Origin of the sequence: Franconibacter daqui (genome assembly GCF_014644275.1) — a bacterium.
Taxonomy (GTDB): Bacteria; Pseudomonadota; Gammaproteobacteria; order Enterobacterales; family Enterobacteriaceae; genus Franconibacter; species Franconibacter pulveris.
Genome location: NZ_BMKJ01000003.1, coordinates 50,690 through 68,835, shown reverse-complemented (window position 1 = coordinate 68,835; position 18,146 = coordinate 50,690). Strand labels below are relative to the sequence as shown.

Genomic DNA, 18,146 nt, shown 5'->3' with positions numbered 1-18,146 from the left:
GATTAGCCCTCCGCTCCGGTGATTACAGCAATAACCTGGATGTAGGGCTCTTTTTCGGTGGTCATGGTGTCCTCAATCCATTGTATGTAGCTGTCAAAATTGTGTTCGATTTCGCGCTGACGTTGTTCTTTGCGACTCTGTTTCACTGAAAGCTGCTGTTTATTATCGGCAAAATCCAGCTCCAGTTGATTCAGCTGACGCCCACGCAGAACGTCCAGCTTTTGCAGATGCTCATTGAGCTGCTGATTGATATGCTCCTCAAAAGCATTTCGATCGTGAACAAACACATCCCGCGCATGTACGATTGCCGCTTCCAGCAGATCCTGCTGGCGCTGGTGGTTACGATCTTTACCGCCACTGTTAGTCAGTTTGCTTCTCAGTTGCGGATGTCGTTTCAGGAACTCAGCAAAAGGCAGGCTACCGCTTAACGTTTCGCGGTTAAAGCTCACCACCAGCCACGGGTTCACCATCGGGTGCGACTTACGGTTCGGGAACAACCCGGAAAGGATGAAATGATCTTCATCAGGCTCAAACAGGTGCGGCAGGCGCATCACCGGAGCCTGGTGGCGACCAAAGGCGGACTGAATTTTGTCGTCTAACCATTGCACGACCGGGTTAATTTGCCAGAGATACTGCACATCGGGCCAGGCGTGTTGTTCACCACGCGCACGCGAAATGGCCTCTGCGATAACCGTTTTGTCCTGACTTAGATAAAGCTGCCAGTTTTCCGGCACGATTTCTGGCGGTAACTGGTTAAAGCGACGACGTAACTCCTCCGGTGCGACCAGCGATAAGGTGTTATCAGGCAAGGTATCGTATTGCACGGTCTGGCCGCAGGCCTTCAGATAGCCCAGCGCTTTTTCGCAGTATGCCTGCTCATTATCAAACAGACTAATGTCGCTTTCGGTCACGGTCGAAGCATCGCTGGACACTGCGCTACAGATTTCGCCAAACAGGTCGTGTTCAGAATTTTCAGTGACATTGCTATTCAACAGATCATCGAACAGGCTGGCACCATCGTCTTGCATCATGAATTCAGCAACCTGCTCTTCTTCCTCTTCCTGGGTAAATTTGCCGGTAAATTCGGAGCTGTCTCCGATATTCTTCTGCGCCTGTTCGTCTTTATTGATCAGCACTTCCAGCACGCGCATATCGCCGTTGATCTGCGGTTCACAGGCTTCAGTCAGCAAGTAACGGATCTGTGGCTGGTGTTTTTGCCCGTAGCGGTCAATACGTCCGTTACGCTGCTGGAATACCATCAGCGACCACGGAATATCGAAGTGAATCATTTTATGGCTGAGGTGGTGCAGGTTGATACCTTCAGACGCGACATCCGAACAGATGAGCAGGCGAAGCGGAGACTGGGTTTTACCAAACGCTTCGACGGTCTCCATGAGAACTGTATCGCCCTGATCGCCTCGCAACGTGGCAACTTGATCGTCTTTCAGCTTGAGATCGGAGCGCAATTGCTGCTCAAGGAACTCGAGCGTTTTGATACTCTCGGTAAAGATCACCAGACGATCTTCCGTGTTATTCGCTTTCCAGCGGAGATCGTTACGGATGGTCTCCAGCAACAATTGATACTTGCTGAACTGGCTGGCATCAATATTATTGAGCGCCAGCAGCAGTGACTCTAATTCGTTAATCTGGCTCTGACTGTTTATTTCTTTGCGGTTCTCAAGCCGCTTCAGGCGGTTAGCCACCACGCTGGCACATGCCATTGGACTGGAGAACAACGCTTTTTCGAGCGTAATTTTGAACAGGCGGCCTTTATTTGACCGCGAGTCTTCATCATCATCGTCACGGAACTGACTCTCAACCAATCGGCGGTAGGCTTCCTCTTCAGCTCCGGTTGCCGGGCGCATCAATTTGACGATATTACGTTCCGGAAACTCGCCAGCCATCTGATCTTTTACGTCTTTTTTGAAGCGACGCACAACCAGATTTTTATCGGCAAAATCGGCGTATTCATACTCTTTCGGATTGGCAATGGCCGTCGGGTCGAGCATGTTCATCAGGCTGGCAAAACTTTCAGCCTTACCGTCATGCGGCGTAGCTGAAAGCATAATCAGCGTATCGCTGCGCCCGGCGAGCAATTTTGCCAGTTTGCTGCGCAAAGAGCTGGTCCCACGTTCAGCAACATTATGCGCTTCATCGATAACAATAATATCCCACCAGGCGTTTTCCAGGTGATGGCGATATTCGATGTCCTGTTTCAGGGTATCGATGGAGATAATGGTCTTATCGAAATAATGGAACGGATTGTGGTTGGTTGGGATGCGGTTACGCACCTTTTGTAAACCAGCGGAGTCAAGCCGCGTCAACGGAATAGCAAAACGGCTCCAGAACTCTTTCTGGAATTGCGTGAGCATGGATTTAACCGCCAGCACCAGAATGCGTTTGCCACGTCCACGACGAATCAGCTCTGAAACCAGGATACCGGCTTCAAGCGTTTTACCCAGCCCTACCGCATCAGCAATTAATATCCGCTGGCGCGGCTGCGCCAGCGCCATGCGCGTGGGATCGAGCTGAAATGGCATGGAGTCCATCGCAGCCTGATGTCCAAAATGGACTTTGCTGTCAGTCGGGACGCGTTGGCGCAGTTGGCTCTCTATGTACAACTGAGCCGCCTGGTAATTGGCTGACTCATCTTCCATCAGATTTGTTTTTGCAGGATCGAGAATATCGACTTTTTGTTCCAGCTTTGTCAGAAATAGCCCTTCTTTACCGCGCACAAGCTCCGAAATACCATCACAGGTCAGCAGGTTGCCACCATCTCCGCTGTCATCCGCCCGGCGAATGCGCCACTCTGCATCACGAATAACCACCCGCATTCCAGGTGCATAATTTTGCTTATTCATCGGTTTTTCTGTCTGAATGAGGCAGTGGTGATAACACTATCCCGAGCGATATGTCGCTGCACACTGCGATAAAAAAGAGGGCTTTAAAGATAACATGAAGGGTGGCGTCAAGGGGGATAAAATGGAATGTAATACGCAGAAATAACGCATAAATTTCAAACAGCGATAGTTAAAAAGTGAGCCGGGTCAACTCCCCCACCATGAGTCGGTGGGGGAGAATTCGTTTAGCCTGCGATGATATAACTCTTCAATCCATTATCCGGGGCTATAACCAATGCCCGGCATGTTGCCAGGCGCTCGACCTGATTCGGTATTCGTCCTGAAAAATCGAAAAATGTGTCACCCGTACAACGCCAGTAACTTAGTCCCATATCGAGCAACACATAATGTTCACTGCCATCGCTGAAGGTCACGGTCAGTTCACGTCCGTGATCGGTGTTCTGATTATCTCCTGCTAACCATGAGATTTTCCCTGACCAGGCTGGCCCAAGGTAGCCCTCTTCCAGCAACGTGGTCATAACTTGCTGGCGATCCTGCTCATCAAGCCATGCGTTATAGAGTGAATCGTGTTGGCGAGAACTGTACTCTAACTTTTTAACTGAAACAGTGAGTTCGGCGCGTTCTGCCAGCCCCTGTTCAACCAGTTCCGTCAAAATTTCACCTAACAAACGTACAGTAAACGGGCTATTGAGATAACGATCACTATAATGGACGTGAGTAATTTCGCGTCGATTAGCAAAAACCTTCTTCCAGCCAGCATGCTGCTGAGCTATCAGTTCCCAGAAACGCGAACCGAAACCTTCCACCTGACCGTCAAGTTGTTGGCTGAGATTGATGCGTACCGCCCCGGCGGGCAATGCTGGCAGTAAGTCTTCTGCACTCAAAGTCTGACCCGAGAATGTTTTTCTGGACGCCCCTTTAATCGTCACTACCGGCGATGCTGAACTTTGTCCCCATAATTCACCGGGCGAAACGGTGGCACTGTCGGCAGCGGCCCACTGTTGGGTTTGCCCCTCACGAGTGACCTGTGCCAGTAAGTGCCCTTTCCCTTGCACAAGTTGCGCAGTGGCTATAGATTTCACTTGCAAGCGTTCACCCGGTATCGCCGCTAGCGCGGAAAGCTGATGTCTGGTGCTATCAGCTAAGTTTTCCAGCTGCGTGGCAATCAGCAACTCAACATTGCCCCCAGAGGAAGCAAACTGGAGTAACTCTTTAAATAATGGCCATTGCGCAAAACTCCACTGTTCCTGCGACCCAGCAAGAACCAACGAGCAAGAATCATAAACCTCGCTGTTCAGGCATTGCACAATACGCAAACTGAGTGGGTTGGTTTCAACCCGACTACTTTCCCCGAAGTACTGATATTCTGGCGCGAGATTAAGCCGCTGTAGACGAAGATTAGTGAGCAGGGTTAATGCCTGGTGACGATCTAATTTACCGACATAATGCTGACTGTCGTAGCTGAGCAAGCAGTGGTGACAGAATTTATCACAGCTGCAATCGAGCAATTTTCTGGCGTAATTAAAGACATCCGACCAATTATCGATCAATTGCACTGCATAACCCGCACCACCAGCATTATTATCGTAAATAAAGATAGAATATCCAGTGAAGCCATCGATATCGCGCGCTTGCTGCGTCGTCACGCCCAGCTCAGTATTTTCGATACCCAATTTATGCGCTAATCCTTCACGCAAAGCAACCGCAAGGGAACGCGCGGCAACATCATCCCTGATCAATAAGCCACTATCATCACTGAGTTGCAGCTCAACCATATCTGTACGGCTGCTATATCCCAACCACAGATCTTTATGAACATGACCGTGGCACAATTTATTGTTCCCCTGCCGATCATTACTACCACCTCTCAACAGGTAGTGTGTATTTTCCTTCTCCGGGTTCTTTAGATTCTCCGGAGTACGCTGGGGCTGGGTTTGAGATTCTGCCCGGCCACAGGAAAGACAAATTGCGTAGCCATGACCAAATTCCCCCTCACTGAAGTGGAACAATTCCCCGCTATGACTAAAACGGTAACGCCCGAGTCCAGCATCGGGTAAGGAGACCCACACCGAAGAAGGTACAAGAACACGAGGATCTTTCCAGGGAAGTTGCGCAGGCATGGATACATCATTATGTGCCTGATAACGAATGTCTGTCGCAAAACCGACAGGCTGTAAATACCGCTTCACATCAAGCGGCTGTAGATCTGCCTTGCAATGACTACATTCGATAGGGCGGGTGGCGCTGGTCGCTCCCGCGCCGCATTTACGGCAATGCCAAAACCACGGAATATGATGATCGCCAGACAGCTCCTGCCCGCTGGCAAGTACTTTACCAAGCATAATACCCGAGGAACGATACACTTTTCCGCCCAATACCACATCAGCACCAGGAGCATATTCACGTAATGCTGTGGGCAGGTCACGGCTGGGCAGTTTTTCAATGCGGCGAGAAAAGTTTTCTCCCCCTTCATTAGGGTCAGCCTGAGTGGCTTTTATTGCGCGACGTTTTTCCAGTTCATCCGCGGTCAGATAATTGAAATTGACCACGCCAACCGGGAAACCATGACCCGGCAGGAACGCTTCACTGATGAGTTTAGAAAACAGATAAGCACCGCGATAATCACGAAGCTGATAAGTGATTGCTTTACCTGCTGGCGTTTCTTCCCACGCGCTGTTATCTGCTTTCAACGCTTCGATGTTTTCCAACAGTATGGCAAGTTGGCTTCTCCAACGAGTATCAACCAGCTGCATCATCGTTTGCGTACGAGTCAAGAGCTGTGTCGGCGTCAATGACATCAGAACAGTTCCCTGGGTAAGGCGTTTAAGTTTATCCGCCAGCTGATCGGCCTGATGATTTAACCAATGGAGAAAACGAAGACACTGGCTATCATCACCTTCAAAGAACCATTTACAACTCAGTTTTGTCGCATCAGGAACTTCAGCTCGTAAAAACGCACCTAAAACCAATGCGTTAACATGCCGCTGAACAATACTACTGCTACCAAAACGAACCCGTGGGGCACTCGCAACGGTGTTGAATGCCCAGAGGGGGTCTTTGAATACCTCCATTCCATGCGCGGTGTTTTTACATAACGTAATGGCGGCAGATGCACTCTCACCACGACGCCCCGCGCGGCCAGCACGCTGCAGATAATTTGCCGGGGCTGGAGGGACGTTGTTCATTGCAACCAAACTCATACCGCCAATATCCACACCCATTTCCATGGTCGTGGAACAGTTCAACACATTGACTTTCCCTGCTTTAAATTGTTTTTCATTGAGCTGGTTCTTCTCAGGTGTTCTCTGCGCTGAGTGTTCCTCCAGACGATACCAGTTATCTTTCAGGGCCAATCTATCGCTGCGAGTTGACCATACCCCCTCCTCCCGAGCATGTTGAATTAGCTCATTACTTTCCAACCAGTGCAGGCGCTCTTCTCGCGCCATTTCTCCACCACCGGATAAACGCCAGTGACGCACAGGAAGCTCGGGCATTTCAATCACTACAGCTTTTTCAGGTGCTATCTCTTTGCTACCTGGTAAATACGGAGAATAACCCAATAAAGTGACATCTAACGCACGGCGAGTATAGGGGCAACGCCAGACTTGCTTTGGACTGTAAAATTCAGCTTGTTGTTTAATGTCCAGTTGATAACCAGATTCAAACTGACGCAGACATGGTCGAATAGCTTCCCAGACTTCAATCATTAAGTAATTAACCAACGCTTTCCAGTGAGCCTGCTCAGGCTGTATTGCCGGAAAGACGGCAATTAAAAGCTTAATTACCCGGTTATAATGGCGATCGCGTATTTGTGGCCAAAGTTGATCACGTTTCTGCCCTTTGTATTTTTTATCTGGTCCCTGCAGCATTTTTACCGGAAAACGTGCCCCCATCCAGCGAGGGTACTCCTCGTTTTCGTAAAAAACGGCACTGTTTTCACGGATAAAGAAATCAAGGGTAATCTTCAATAAATTACGCCATTCCGGTAATTGCTTATCGGGGTCGGGTAATAATGTTTTCCAGTCCTGCGGGCAGGTTTTGACTTTATCAATGAATGGATAGTAAATGGCCACCAGCCCCAGACTTTCGAGGGTCCAGGCATTTTTAGGGCGGCGACCAAACTCACTGTATAAACAAAAATCAGCAAACTGTTGTTTAGTAAGCTCAAGTCCAGACAAGTCTTTAAAACTGCCTCTCATTCTGTCCGCAAGGTCCACACTGCCAACAAGTTGTTCAGACAGAGTTTGCCACGACATGGTTTTCTTCTGCTGATTGCCTGAATTGACGAGGAGTATTTGCATCGCTTCAGCATGTTCCTGACTTAAGGAACTAACCATCGGCTCGATAATTCTAAGCGCCTGAACATCTGCAGGGCTAAGCTTCTCATTCGAAACCATCGCTTTTCTCAGTGCGTCGATGGAATTTTTTAAAGGAGGGATAGAAAACTGGCTAATAAAACTCTCTAACAATGCACAATGTGACGGACTGAGCTTTACTGATGGCTCATTAATATTTGCCAGTTCCTGATAACAAAGGGTTCGTAACGTAGCTTTATCTGCGTCCTGCTGTAATCGGGCAGAGATACGGGCGGTTCCCTGACGTGAATCCGTAAAGGTGAGCAAGCGTCGACCATTAAACGGTCCTAACTGCTCTTCTCTTGTTTGCGGTAAAGGCGAAAATTCAAGCAGAGTAGGAATAATTTCATTTAAAAAAAAGGGCGCACCGAGTCGAAGCGGACGGAACAAAGGATTATTTTTCCGTTGGGTGTCACCACAACAAACACAAGCAAAGGAATTATTGCGTCCCTCACCTCGAGATTCAGGTCTTATCAGATTTAACTCATAGTGCTTTTGCGCCTCGCGGTCGATTTTACCCGCCGTCGCTTCCTCCAGTGAAATGATATATTTTTCACCATCGCTCGCTATAAGACGATCAAATTGGGAGTTATTTTCTAATTCGTTGTTATCTTCATCTTCAGAATAAACATCGAGATCAAGAGCAAATTCATCCTCTTCGGCAGCAGCAGGTTGCGCCACCAACCAGTTCGTTCCATCACCGCGCACTTCCTCTTTGGCAGACAAATAAGCTGAACCGCACCCTGAGCAACGTAAAACTTCAAACACAGGCGCACCGCAGTCGCAATATTGGCGTTGTTCAAACCATACCTGACCAAATGGCCAGTCACTCTCACCTAATTCACTCGCTTTATGTGCGCATTGTTTATTTGAACATGCCCATAGGCCCGCGAGTGTTCGGATAAACCCATGCATACGTAATGGTATAAAAGCTAGTGAAAATTTAGATTCACCCTCTCGCGATTTCGCCATCAGATCGAGAAGCTGCAACAGCTCACGGTGATTAATGTCTGGCCAGGTTCTTCTGGCAACATTGAGCAGTTCTCTCAAACGTACCGCCTGGCATCCAGGGCGAGTTAACGCCTGACGCAATTGCTGGGCCACCCGATAATGACAAAGCTGTTGGTAAAGTTCCTGAGAACTCAGTGAGTTAAGCGATGCTAAAGAAGTGGGATATTCATGACGAATAAGCGACTCCGATATCGACGGTATTTGTCTATAGCCGCGAACTACTTTTACATCACGTTCTGTGACGCCCGCGAGATCGGCAACAAATTTAGCAAGTTCTTTATTACCTTCAGGAGAATCTTCACCAATGGTGGCCGAAGTTGCAATGATTTGCACAGGTTTATCTGTACCAGGTCCAACATTGAAGGCCTGCATGACGCGACGTAAAAGCAGCGCCAACTCAGCTGCCTGAGAGCCAATATAACTGTGAGCCTCATCAAGAACGATATACTTCAGCATTCCCTGGGACTTTTCAATGATAGGGGCATCTTTGCGACGAATCAGCATATATTCCAGCATCGTGGTATTCGTCACCATGATGGATGGTGGGGCTTCATAAATGGCTTCCCGACTCAATGCCTGTTCAGGTGCTTTGAGCTGGTCTTCCTGAACTTCAAATTTGGTATGCCGTGTTTCGCCATTATATAGTGCGAAACGTATTTTTCCTTTAAACCCGCGAGTCAACTCGCGAAGCCGCTCCTGCTGGCTATTTATTAACGCATTCAACGGATACAAGAAAATAGCCTGCGTCCCTGTTAGTGACTGTCGGGTCAAATTTTGCTGACGAATAAGATCTTCCAGCACCGGCACCATAAAACATTCTGTTTTTCCTGACCCTGTACCACTGCTCACTAATAGGGACTGCTTGTCTTCAAGAATCGTTCGCCACGCAGTTAGCTGATGACGAAACGGCACTGGCGCATTGCTCAATGCATCAACTAGCGGGCTGGATATCAGTTTGTCACGCAAATCCTCCATTGTTTCATCCGCAGGCATCCAGCCAAACGTGCTTTCAAATACCGGATCTGCAAGCAGTGATCCCCCCTGACCTGGAGGCTGGAAATATTGAGATTCCAGATATTGACTCAACGACTTGCTCCGCAATGCCAGCTGACTTGCCACCGACCTCACCGCACGCTGATGAAGCTGATTTAGAAGTGGCGCATAATGCAGTTGCTGAACGTTCATCAATGACATACTCCTGCTTGTTCAAAATAATACTGATAAATAACCCCCAATTGCTGCGGGGCTTGCTGATAGTGAAATTCAAAAAGCGCAGTTAGCTGATGCATAAGTTTATTGTTTCTTTGGGAGAGCAGCGCCGCGACTAACATCAAATTAAACCGTTTTTCAAAACGAGTGTGATAAGTGTTTTCGATCCAAAATTTATTAAAAAAAGATTTAAGATCTGGAGCAATAGCACTATCCCAAAGCTCTTTAGGAAAAATAGTGACACGTCCAAAACTATCTGGGTTTCTTAATAGCATCTGTTTGGCATCATTAAACCGCTCACGGCTTACCGATGGCAATACAGTGCAACCTACAGGTAATATTTCACTATGTGTTAGCAACATATTAGCGATGGGAACTAATCGGCGATCGATATGCGCTCGATGATTTATAAATGCAATAAATGGCTGTAGTATATTTAATGCAAACGCTTTATCATTAATCTGATTTTCTAGAGAATACCAACACTGTTCAAAGACGTCTTTCCATATCGAAACAGGAATCCACCCCCATGAGAAGGGCAATTCCTCCTGTATATCATAAATAGTATCACTATCCCCAGAAAGACATGCCGATATTAGCAACTGAACAACCACGCAATAATTACTCGAAATCTCTCTAAATAAATCCAGTTCAAGTAAAGGCAAGTTATTATTCAACTTGTATTTTTTAATGTATTCAACCAACAAAGAACAAGAGTTTTGCAAAGGATTATTCTTCACTTCCAAAAACAGAGCATTATAATATTCCTTACGTTGTTCTGGCTCTGTGTTGCATATAGCATTTAGAAATAAATCATCTGTCTGTAATGTTGGTAACATCCATTTAATCACTGGTGCAATACGAATTGCATCATCAATTTTACCCACAATTAGCCATGGGCCACCTTGAATATTCAACATCGAGAAATCATAACCAGACTCATCTTTGTTCAGCAGGACTGTGCATAAGTCAGGAGTAATAAGAGAAACGGCTTCAATAACCATGTCGTCTATTTTATGGTAAGGTAAAACAATAGAATCTTTTATATCAACCAGCAATCTTTCATCGCTCTCAATAAAACAGCCATCGTAGCGTTTAATATTGAGTGTCGTTTTGTCCTTACCAAATCTGTCAGAGTAAAAATCAACACGTAATGTACTATCATTTTTCCATGCACATGCAAGCATGGCGCTCAGCAGATTATAATTCTCATAAAGTGAAATTTGTTGCAACTTTTCATTACGGCCAGATAGCAATGGAATATCCGCATGTAAATAATGAAATTTTTCAGACATCGGGTTTTCATCCAACAACTCGATATTAAGATATCCTTTCCCGGCACAACATATTGTTAACAGCTCAGCGTCCACGCCATGCAAATGTGCTATAGATGCAACACCGCCAAAATGAACAGAACCATCATTACTTACAAACCGTCCACCGCTAACGGGCTTAGGTAATAATAATTTAAAATTAGAACCATCTTTCCAGGATACTCGTAAATTGATGGTGCTCTCTAGCATCTGTGATGAATTACAATCAATAACACACTCGTTTTGCAAATAATCTGATTTAAGTGTTACCTTTTCATTGTTTGAATATTTATCAACTCTTGCATCCGTTATACCAGAGAGTACAATAACGCCTTGCTGAGCAGTCTCGGGAATAATTTGAATATCGAAATCTGCTGGCAAAATCACAACTTTACCGCTAAATAAAACTTCACCATTGACTATTCGCCTGACTTCTATCTGCCCTTTCGGCATTACTGATGCGACAGAAAACCAGGAGTTGTTACCTGAACGAATGGATCGCCAAAAAAGTTCGTTCTCTGGGACAATGCCATGCTGCATATCCTTTTTCCAGCCGATCTTTGGCCAGGCACGATGGACAGGATAATCAGATTTTACCAGATCGATCTCTGTCGGTTTTATATAATACTCAATCGCAGAATCATAAAGTTGCTGCGTGCGAATCGTACAAACTGCGCCATCATGTAAAACAACGCTGAATACTCCGCTTATTTTAGTTAAGCTCCGTTCACTATTTTTCAGCAACCTCGGGATATCAAACTCCCCTTCTCCACTAATATCCAAATGACTATTTGTCGGTAGCGAAATAAAAAGAGAGTTTTGCCTGGAGCTAACAGAGCCCATGCCAACAAGTTTTAACTGTGACTCGCTCTCATTCATCGCTTCAAAAACCCATGGTAAATCTTCAGTAAGCTCATAACCCCCTTTGGGAATTACGTGACCTACCAGAATCGGCCCTTCATGGAGCGACAACGAGATTTCGGTCATCGCATCTGCCCCAGAGAGTTTTTGCATAGCGAAGGGTAATAACTCTACTCGCCAATCTTGCTGTTCATAACGGCTTAGCATTGCTAACCGGGCACCACCATTTCTCCATTTTGCAGAAATGATGAGTCGTGTCTGTTCCGGCTGAATATTGCATTCAAACAGGGATATTAACTGTTCAGTACGCATTGTGGCCGGAAATCGAAACCGGGCATCGCAATACCAACTGTCATCAACATCAATCCATATCCTTTCAACCAGCACATTGCTTGATATACGGGGCTCTGAAGATTGAGAAAGTAGTCGTCTTACAATCTCTGAGGCATTCTCTTCCGGGAGTACCAACGGAAGTTGAAGATGCCAGTCAGGATATTGTTTGCGTAGTGAGGAAACGGGGTCCTGACCATGAGTGGTATGCTCATTGAGTAACGTATGAAGTGTCTCGCAAAATTCACCAGCTATTTCATAGACGAGTTCATTTTGCATTGTCACAGGAATAGTGTCGCCCAGTTCTTGTGCGATTATCTCCGCAGGACGCCTTGACGATTGCCCACGTAGTGCCTGATAAATTCGTCTGAAATAGGTTATTAAATAGCCACTTTCATTTTCAATCATTCGGATGGGCAAACCGCCTTCGCAAGCCAGAGTATGCAGATAACCCGATGCTTGACCCAGGCTTCTCACCTTTCTTTTCCAGTAACGAATCCCATCATTTACCAGCTTTTGCCGATGTGCGTAAGGTACCTTCCAGCCAATCGATTCTAAAATAACGTCCCATCTTGGATGTCCTGCAGTATGGTTACGGCGGATAAACTCAGCGGCGTATATGCTGAACAAAACATCACTGTAAGAAATGAAAATGGTTTTGGGATAGTTACGTGGAGCATGGGCACGAAGAAGAGCAGCCATACTTTCATACTCTGCATCATTACAACGGTAAGCATACAGCGCTCTCCCATCAGCTCCGGGTAATGAACGACTGCTAAAAAACACATTGAGCCATCGCAAAAGTGGGTTAACTGGAGTTTTCACAAGCAACCTGCCTTCGATTGATACAATTAGTAACAGATTACTATGATTGCAGGAAAGCTCAACGCCTGAGACCAACCAAATATGATAGAAATCATGTATATCTTGGCGAAAGTTGATACAATCAACGAAGATTCACTGGCTTAAAGGCCATATATATTACAAGGTGTACATACAATTTTTACACCAGCATTAATAATTGTGATTATTACAGGAACAACGATGTTAGCTCAGCTTTTTGAACATTTGTTTCAATCAATTGATTCCACACTCGTCACAAATATTTTTATTTGGGCTGTTATCTTTGTATTTTGTGCTGCATGGTGGTGTGATTATAAAAATATTCATAACAAATTCCGAGAGTATGCTCCAACATTAATGGGAGCATTAGGCATACTGGGTACTTTTATCGGTATCATTATTGGATTGCTTAATTTTAATACTGAAAGCATTGATACCAGCATCCCGGTATTATTAGGAGGTCTTAAAACAGCATTCATTACTAGTATTGTTGGAATGTTTTTCGCAATTTTGTTTAATGGATTAGATGCTTTCTTTTTTGCCAATAAACGTCGCCTATTGGAGGCGAATATACCAGCGTCGGTTACTCCTGAGCATATCCATCAAGAATTAAAAGAACAAAATAAGCATTTAGTGAGATTAATCTCTGGTATGAGTGGTAGCGAAGAGGGTTCTATTGTTGCCCAAATAAAACTGCTGCGTAATGAAATCAGTGATGCCTCCCGGGCACAAATCTCTAACCATTCTAATTTCAGTAATAAGCTCTGGGAACAATTACAGCAATTTGCAGACCTGATGGCAAAAGGAGCAACCGAACAAATTATAGATGCCCTTAGGCAAGTTATTATTGATTTCAACAATAATTTAACTGAACAATTCGGTGAGAATTTCAAAGCGCTTGATACTTCTGTAAAAAAACTTGTCGACTGGCAGGAAAACTATAAAAACCAAGTTGAGCAGATGGGTGAGCAATACCAACAAAGTGTTGAATCTTTAGTCGAAACCAGAAAAGCTGTCGCAGGGATCTGGGAAGAATGCAAAGAGATTCCTCTTGCGATGGCTGAGCTTCGTGACGTGCTGCAAGTGAATCAGCACCAAATTGGTGAACTCTCCCGTCATCTGGAAACCTTTGTCGCCATACGCGATAAGGCAACTGATCTTTTACCTGAAATTCAAACAAAAATGTCTGAAGTAGGTGAACTCTTAAAATTAGGTGCCGCGAATGTCAACGCGTCTCTTGAACAAACCAGTCAGCAGATACTTATCAATGCTGATTCGATGCGAGTTGCGCTTGATGAAGGCACTGAAGGTTTCAGACAATCAGTGACTCAGGCACAGCAGGCTTTTGCAGCGATGGCGCATGATGTCAGCAATTCCTCTGAAACTCTTACCAGCACGCTTGGAGACACTATTACGGAGATGAAACAAAGTGGTGATGAGTTCCTGAAATCACTGGAAACACACTCAAGAGAATTGCATCGAAATATGGAACAAAACACGACTAATATTATTGATATGTTCAGTAAGACAGGTGAGAAATTTAATCAACAATTATCCAGCAATGCCGATAAAATGTTTGGTTCAATGCAATCTTCGTTTGATAAAGCAAGCGCGGGACTGACATCTCAGGTGAAAGAGTCAATTGAGAAATTTGGTAGTTCAATTAACGAGCAGTTACATGCTTTTGAGCAAGCAACAGAGCGCGAAATGAATCGTGAGATGCAATCACTAGGGAATGCTCTGCTCTCAATCAGCAAAGGTTTTGTCGGTAACTACGAGCGGCTACTCAAAGAGTATCAAGCTGTCATGGGACAACTGCAAACATTGATTTCTGCTAATCAAAAACGAGGATAATTGCTAATGGATAAAATCCTTGGCAAGCAGGCCCCTAAAAAAGATCAAGATAATGAACATTGGGTTTCAATGTCAGATTTAATGGCAGGTCTGATGATGGTATTTATGTTTATTTCTATCGCCTACATGCACTATGTGCGTATTGAAAAGCAAAAAATTAAAGAAGTGGCTGTTGCCTATGAAAATGCTCAACTTCAACTCTATAATGCACTAGAAACTGAATTTACAAAGGATTTGCCAGCTTGGGATGCTGAAATTGACAAACAAACTCTTGAGGTCCGTTTTAAATCACCCGATGTCTTATTTGGTTTAGGTAGTACAGAGCTTAAGCCAAAATTTAAACAGATCCTTGATAATTTCTTCCCTCGCTACCTTAAAGTTCTTGATAACTACCAGGAACATATTACTGAAGTACGTATTGAGGGACATACAAGTACTGACTGGAGTGGAGCATCCAATTCTGACATGGCCTATTTTAATAACATGGAACTCTCGCAAGGGCGAACACGAGCATTACTGCAATATGTCTATGGTTTAAAAGATAGCGCAGCACACCAGAAGTGGGTAAAAAGTAAATTTGCTGCCGTTGGATATTCTTCCGCACACCCTATTCTTGATAAATCTGGTAAAGAAGATCCCAATCGCTCTCGCCGAGTAACATTTAAAGTTGTAACAAATGCCGAGTTGCAGATTCGAAAAATAATTCAGGAATAAGAGATGAAATTATCTATCGACATTACTGAACTTATTCAGTTAGGAAGAAAAATGTTGCCGGAAGGCGTAGATTTTTTTCTTGACGAAACGCCTGTAGTTTTTGATCCAATTGATATCGAACTTTCTGCAGGTAAAGAAGTTAGAATTGAAGATCTTGATCCCGGCAGTGGTCTTATTTCCTACCAAGGGAGACAGGTTCTTTTATATATTAGAGACCATACCGGACGTTATGATGCTGCTATTGAAGATGGAGAGAAAGGGAAGCGGTTTCATATTGCCTGGTGTAGAACATTAGATGACATGCGCCAAAAAAATCGATTTGAACGGTATCATGCAACAAATCGTGTTGATGGCTTATTTGAAATTGATAATGGGCTCGGTCGGAGCCAAGATGTCGCTCTTAAAGTTTGTATGAACTGTCTTGAACGCCTTAATTACAAAGGAAGTATAGATAAACAACAGAAGAGAGTAATATTTAAATCATTTTCTTTGAATGAATTTTTTTCAGATTATAGTACCTGCTTTCGCCATATGCCGAAGGGTATCTATGATAAATCAAATAGCGGCTACGTAGAAAATTGGAAGGATATATCCAGAGCTACTCGAGAACAAGCTAACTACAAATGTAGTGATTGTGGTGTGAATTTAATGTCCATGAAAAGTCTATGCGATGTTCACCACAAAAATGGTATTAAATATGATAACTCAGCTGAAAATCTACTCGTCTTGTGTAAAGACTGCCATCGAAAACAACCTTTTCACGAAGGAATATTTGTCACTCAGGCTGACATGGCAATCATTCAACGCTTACGTTCCCAACAAGGGCTTTTGAAGGTTGAATCCTGGAAGGATATTTATGATCTGACAGATCCATCGATTCATGGTGATATAAATATTATGCAACACAAAGGATACCCGCCACCAGTTCCGGGGTTAGACTTACAAAACTCGGGGCATGAAATTATTGCCACCGTAGAAGCTGCCTGGCCGGTTTCAAAAATTGCAGTAAATTTAACACCGGTAAAAGTCGATGGTTGGAAAGTATTCTCCGTGGGTGAACTCGTTAAAGAAATACAATCCGGGGTTATTTTCTAATTATATAACCCAAGTCTGAAAAAAAGCAGTTAATTATTTATATTAATCTCTGTAAATTTTTGATTTGGGTTCTCTTAATAATTCATATTTATCTATCGTCAAAAGACTGTTTGTAAATCTTAGAATAATCAAATGGTGAAATCTGCTTCTCCCGGTTCACATCAAGATAATCAGCCCATCACTGCAGCATCAATCTTCGTTCATCCAAATGCTCCGCCTTATGAATATAAGCCGCCCGCACAGAGTTACGCTCCATATGGCTCATCTGACGTTCTACCGCATCCCTCGGCCATAACCCTGATTCAATCAATGAACTACAGGCCATTGTCCTGAAGCCATGCCCGCAAACCTCAACCTTTGTGTCATATCCCATCACGCGCAGCGCCTTGTTTACCGTATTTTCACTCATCGGCTTACGGGGATCGTGATCGCCAACGAAGATCAGCTCTCGGTTTCCATTCATGCTTTTGATCTTTTCCAAAATAGCTAAGGCCTGACGCGACAAAGGAACAAGATGAGGTGTCCGCATCTTTGAACCACGCTGAGAATGCTTAACACCTTCCAACGGCTCACGCTCCCCCGGAATCGTCCACATGGCCGTTTAAAAATCGATTCAGACCAACGGACAAAACGCAGCTCGCTTGAACGGATGAATACCAACAAAGTGAGTTCAACCGCCAGTCGAGTTAAAGGCCTGCCAGAATAGTGATCAATGCGATGAAGTAATTCAGGAATACGGTTAAGTTCTAATGCAGCACGGTGCTGTCTTTTTGCCGTGGCAACCGCACCGGCAATCTCTTGCGCGGGGTTGTAGTCGATTAAGCCGCTCTGAACGGCAAACCGCATAATCGCGGTAGTTCGCTGTTGCAAACGAGCCGCAACTTCGAGACGCCCGGATTACTCCACCGCTTTGATGGATACAAGCAAATCTCGTGTCTTCAGCTCCGCAATGTTCCGCTTACCGATGACAGCAAAGAGATTATCTTCGAGGCTTTTCAATACACGAGCACTGTGCGATGCAGACCACTTCTGATTGCTGGCGTGCCATTCTCTGGCTACCACTTCAAACGTTATCGCCTCTTGCTCCTGCTCTACCTTAACGACTTTTTTGTTCTCACCAGGATCGACGCCATTAGCTAACAGCTTACGGGTTTCATCCGGGCGTACCCGGGCATCCGCCAATGACACTTGAGGGTATTTCCCCAATGCCAGCATCTTTTCTTTGCCACCAAAGCGATAACGAAGCCGCCAATATTTCGAACCGTTAGGGTGAACCAGCAAAACCATGCCATCACCGTCAGTCAGTTTGTAGGCTTTTGCTTCAGGCTTTGCCGAAAGAACCTTCACATCACTCAGAGCCATGATGAGTATCCTTTCAAGGGTTCTGTGTAGGTACAAACATTATCGAACCGGGATATACCCGCAGTTATACCCGCATCAGTAAGTTGATGTAGATTGAACCAGGTTGACTTAGGTTGAGTGAAAAGCGAGGAAGGCCTTGCGGGTACTGAATTTCAGGCACAAAAAAAGCCGCCCTGAGGCAGCTTCTTTTTCTCACATCGCTTGGTGCCGAAGGCCGGACTCGAACCGGCACGTATTTCTACGGTTGATTTTGAATCAACTGCGTCTACCGATTTCGCCACTTCGGCACTGAAGGGGATGCGGAAACGTGTGGATTATACCTGCCATACGCAGCCATG

Annotated in this window: 6 protein-coding genes, 1 tRNA gene and 1 pseudogene; 3 read left to right on the top strand and 5 right to left on the bottom strand. The window is 45.1% G+C overall.

From position 1 onward, the window contains the following. Positions 1-2: 2 nt before the first annotated feature. The 3 genes from IEX01_RS12595 to IEX01_RS12585 all read right to left on the bottom strand — a co-directional run bounded on the left by IEX01_RS12595 (position 3) and on the right by IEX01_RS12585 (position 12,771). Positions 3-2,861 (bottom strand): DEAD/DEAH box helicase, encoded by a 2,859-nt coding sequence (locus IEX01_RS12595; RefSeq protein WP_188723970.1) that lies wholly within the window; start codon positions 2,859-2,861, stop codon positions 3-5. A 224-nt stretch (positions 2,862-3,085) separates the two neighbouring features. Continuing rightward, entirely contained in the window at positions 3,086-9,412 is a 6,327-nt protein-coding gene (locus IEX01_RS12590) for a motility-regulating DEAH-box RNA helicase (RefSeq protein WP_188723969.1), read from the bottom strand. Continuing rightward, complete coding sequence (locus IEX01_RS12585; RefSeq protein ID WP_188723968.1) at positions 9,412-12,771, bottom strand: STY4851/ECs_5259 family protein; 3,360 nt, start codon at positions 12,769-12,771, stop codon at positions 9,412-9,414. Before IEX01_RS12585 ends, IEX01_RS12590 begins: the two co-directional genes overlap by 1 nt. A 213-nt stretch (positions 12,772-12,984) precedes the next feature. On the opposite strand from IEX01_RS12585, the gene zorA2 reads away from it, so the two are divergent. From zorA2 to zorE, 3 genes are read left to right on the top strand one after another with little or no spacing between them, the layout of a single operon-like run. Beyond that, positions 12,985-14,637 (top strand): type II Zorya anti-phage system protein ZorA2, encoded by a 1,653-nt coding sequence (gene zorA2, locus IEX01_RS12580; RefSeq protein WP_188723967.1) that lies wholly within the window; start codon positions 12,985-12,987, stop codon positions 14,635-14,637. Between the two features lie 6 nt (positions 14,638-14,643). Beyond that, positions 14,644-15,351: a type II Zorya anti-phage system protein ZorB2 gene (gene zorB2, locus IEX01_RS12575; RefSeq protein WP_188723966.1), complete on the top strand. Its 708-nt coding sequence runs from the start codon at positions 14,644-14,646 to the stop codon at positions 15,349-15,351. A 3-nt stretch (positions 15,352-15,354) separates the two neighbouring features. After that, positions 15,355-16,446, top strand: a complete 1,092-nt coding sequence (gene zorE / locus IEX01_RS12570; protein WP_188723965.1) for a type II Zorya anti-phage system protein ZorE — start codon at positions 15,355-15,357, stop codon at positions 16,444-16,446. An 88-nt stretch (positions 16,447-16,534) separates the two neighbouring features. On the opposite strand, the pseudogene IEX01_RS12565 reads toward zorE, so the two are convergent. Both IEX01_RS12565 and IEX01_RS12560 read right to left on the bottom strand, forming a co-directional pair. Next, positions 16,535-17,808: pseudogene (locus IEX01_RS12565) on the bottom strand (tyrosine-type recombinase/integrase). 202 nt (positions 17,809-18,010) lie between these two features. Then, a tRNA-Leu gene (locus IEX01_RS12560) sits at positions 18,011-18,095 on the bottom strand. Positions 18,096-18,146: the final 51 nt, after the last annotated feature.